Below are 3,861 nucleotides of genomic sequence, written 5' to 3' on the forward strand. Positions count from 1 at the left end.
CGCGGTCGTGGACGGCCTGCAGCATGCGGCGATCCGACGGGCTCCATGCCGCATCGGCCCGTTCCGCGCGCCGGTTCGCCTGCAGCTGCAGCCGATAGCGCAGCATCTGTACCGCTGCCATGGCCCAGCGCCAGTCGGCCAGGAATGGCGCCGAGAACCGCTTGAGTGCGTCGAGCCGCGCCAGCGCCGCGCGCGGCGGCGTGTCGGGGTGGCCGGACAGCAGCGACAGCGACGTCAGCGCATGCACCAGCGGGCCGCGATAGCCGTGCTTCAGATCGAGGCCGCCGCCGGGCGGATGCGCCAGCGCGTCGCCGAGCCGCACCATGTCTGCCTGCAGCTGGCGCAGCGCCAGATCCTCGCGCGCGCACAGGCGGCCCGCGTCGTCCGCGCGCAGCGGCACGTCGAGCAGGGCCGCCATCGCCGCCGACAGCCGCCGCATCAGCGTGGGCTCGCCATGCGCGAGGCATGGCGTCAGCAACGAGAAATGCAGCCCCTGGTCCGAATCGGGATGGACGTTGGCGTTGGCGGTGCTGCGCTGGCGCAGCATGTCGGCAAGCTGCTCGGGCGTGCCCGTCCAGGCCAGCGCCGACGCCGCCACCCGCACGCCGGCGTCGACCTCGAATCCGCCCGGCGCCGGCAGCGGATGATCGCCGCCCGCCGCCGTTTCGCCGAGGCTGCAGACGGCCAGGTCGAACAGCCGCCCGAAGTTGGCGAACCATGCCTGCGCGAGGCTGCCGGCCGGTGCGGGCTCGGCCAGCAGCAGCGCATATTCGAAGTCGGAATACGGACTCATGTCGCCGCGGCTCATCGAGCCCAGTCCGACGATGGCGAACGCGCACGGCGGCTCGGTCAGCATCCAGTGCCGGCAGGCGCGCGCGATCTGCGCGACCAGCGCCTTGTAGCGCGCGGTCATCCGTTCCTGCAGTTCTTCGATGGGCAGCGGGGTTTCCCAGTCGCGCAACGCCGCGCGATCGCTCGGATCGGGCAGATCCACATGCGCCAGCTCCTCCGCGGCCTGGGCCCGCAAGGCATCGAGGCTGTCGCGCAGCGTGCGCCAGACCGGCCGTGGCGGATCGGCGGGCGCCCCCGGCACCATCGATCCGCCACGCAAGGCCTGCGCCATGCGCCGATGCGCGCCGCAGTCGTAGTTCCTGAGCGAGGCCACGCACTCTTCCTGCTCGACGTTGCGCACCACGCTGTCGCACCACGCGGCGCCATGCGCGTGCAGGCCGATCGCGCCGGCCGATTCGGCAAGCAGCAGCACGCGCTGCGCGACGTCGACGAAGTCGATCGCACCTCGGGTGGTCCGGCGCAAGCGGTCCAGCGCCGCGGCGATCGCGATGGACAACTGGCGCGCCGGCAGGGCCTCGCGCGGGTCCTCCTCCGGCGCGAGCGCCATGCCGTGCGCGGCCATCAGCGCCTCCGTGCGCGCCACCGCCTGGAACAGGCAATGCGCGCGCTCCAGCATCCGCAATGGCGCCGCCATCGACGCGCACTGCATGCCGAGGTCGAACAGTGCGGCACGCAGTTGCACCTGCGCGCGCGGCGCCCACTGTGACAGATGCTCGCGCACCATCGCGGCTTCCAGCCGGTCGATCACCGCGCCGAGCTCCCCGGCGAGGCGGCCGCCGGCGGGCAGCAGGCGCCGCGCGTGATGCGCGTAGCAGAAGCCCTCCTTCCAATGGCTGCCGCGCGTCCACATCCGCACCAGCGCCTCGTACAAGGGCACCATGTCGTCCCGGCGGGTATGGTCCAGCGCCGGGTACCGCTGCAGCAGCAGGCGCAAGCAGGACAGGCAGGCCTTGGCGCAATCGGCGCCGGCGTCGCGGTACAGCGCGACCAGCTTGCCAAGCAGCCGCGGCACGCCGACGGGCGGATCGGCCTGCGCGCGCAGCATGCCTGCGATGCCGTGCAGGCCCTGCTGGACCGTCATGCCCTCGTGGTCGTGTGCCGCGCCCTCGTCGCCGCGGTCCTCGTCGACGCGGCCTTCATTGATTCGGCCATCGGCATCGGCAGCCTCGTCCGCGGCGTCGTGCGCCGCGTGCGGGCCGCCGGCACGCAGCGCGCCCAGCACCGCCGGATCGTATGGCACCTGGGCGGCGAGATCGAGCGGCGTCAAACCCTGCCGGTTCCTGGCCTTGCAGTCCGCACCCGCTTCCAGGAGGCAGGTCACGATGACGCGCCAGTCCTCGACGTCGTGGCGCCCCGCGGCACGAACCGCCCAGTGCAGCGGCGAGTCGCCGTCGTCGTCGACGGCGCGCGCCAGCGCGGGCATGCCGGCCAGCAGGTCCTTGACCCGCCGCCGGTCGCCGGCGAGAACGGCATCGCGCAGCGCGTCCCGCTGCGTGCCGGGGGAAAGGCCGGCCTCCAGCTGGACCAGCATGCCGATACGTGTGCTGACGGTGCTGAACATGGCGATGCAACCCTCCCGGACCCGCTCCGTTCGATGGATGGCACCGCCTGGCTGCGGGCACCGGCGGCGCAGCGAACGGTAGGCGATGCCCCTGCCGCCAACCAGTCGGCGCGGATCATTCGCGACAGAGACGATGCCAAATTCGACAGGGCACGGGGCGCGGGCCGTTAGATTCGGAGCCCGTCCGGTCTCGTCCGTATTGCGTCCACATTGCGTCCGCATTGCGTTCGCGTTCGTCGAGTTCGTTGCGCTCGTATTGCGCTCGTATTGCGTTCGTATTGCGTTCGTACTGCGTCCGTATCGCGCGCACATTGCGCCGGTATTGCGCCGGTTTTTGCGCCCGTATTGCGCCCCCTCAGCCGGAGAACCGCCATGCTGTCCGTATCCGCTCACAACGCCCTGAGCGCGCGCGCCGACGCGCTGACGCAGCAGATGGCGCAGGCCGCCATCGCGCACCATCCAGTGGTGTCCCCGATCGAGGAACTGGAGCGATGGCTGAGCCGGCGCTCGCAGGTCGTGCATCTTCAGTTGACGCTGCTGCGCGACGATCGGGCCGATGATGCCGACGAAGCGCACTCCGCCGCGCCGCACGCGCAGCAAGCCCTGGCCAGGCGCTATCTCGCCGAACTGGACGCGCTGGCCGCCACGATCGCCGCGCGCTATCGCGAAACCATCGAGGCCCGCATGCCCGAAGCGAGGACCGCCCATGTGGTCGCCGAAGACGGCAGCGGCTTCGTCCGCCTCGACGCCGACGAAGTGGCGCGCCGCGTCGCCCGCTTCGATCGACGGCTCGCTGAAGAGATGGCCGTGCACCGGCGCTTCTCGTTCGGGCCGCCGACCCGGTGGGCAGCCTTGCGTGCCGACCTGGAACACGAGTGGACCGCGCTCGAAGCCATGCTGTGCGAGTTGAAAGACCAGCTCGATGCCTTGAACCTGCCCACGGTCGAACAGCAGGCACGCGTCGCGCAGGCGCTGGCGCGGCTGCGCGACGAGCGCCATGCCACGGTGGTCGACGCGGGGCTGCACCAGGGTTGGCTGCAGGCCTGCAGGCAGGGCCGTCTCGACGTGGTGCAGGCGGTGCTGCAGGCCGTGCCGGACGCCGAGCGCAAGGCCTTCATCGACCGTCCCGGGCCGGACGGGTGCAATGCCTTCCATCTGGCCTGCGAGCACCACGAACTCGCGCTCGCCGTGTCGCTGTTGCGGCTGGGTGCCGATCCACACAGGCGCACCGAGCTGGGCCGCCTGCCGATGCAGGTGGCCACGCACGAGGACCAGGGCGAACGCACGCGCACGCTGCTCGCCTGGCTGAAGATCCAGGGCGCCGATCCCCTGGCCCGCGACGACAATGGCCGCAGCGCGCTGAACGAAGCCGCCTATCACGGCAACCGTTCGGCGATCGGCTGGCTGCTCGAACAGGGCGCGAGCCTGGCCGAGCGCGACCGCCAACA

At 71.6% G+C, this 3,861-nt stretch carries 2 protein-coding genes; one reads left to right on the top strand and one right to left on the bottom strand.

The window, feature by feature from the left end:
* Positions 1-2,413 (bottom strand): DUF294 nucleotidyltransferase-like domain-containing protein (locus AC6EI8_RS25085; RefSeq protein ID WP_498383203.1); only part of this gene is annotated, 2,413 nt, incomplete at its 3' end.
* A 372-nt stretch (positions 2,414-2,785) separates the two neighbouring features.
* Between AC6EI8_RS25085 and AC6EI8_RS25090 the strand changes: the two genes are divergently transcribed.
* A partial coding sequence (locus AC6EI8_RS25090; RefSeq protein ID WP_498383204.1) for an ankyrin repeat domain-containing protein occupies positions 2,786-3,861 on the top strand: 1,076 nt, incomplete at its 3' end.

Source organism: Cupriavidus sp. R6-3, from assembly GCF_059772245.1.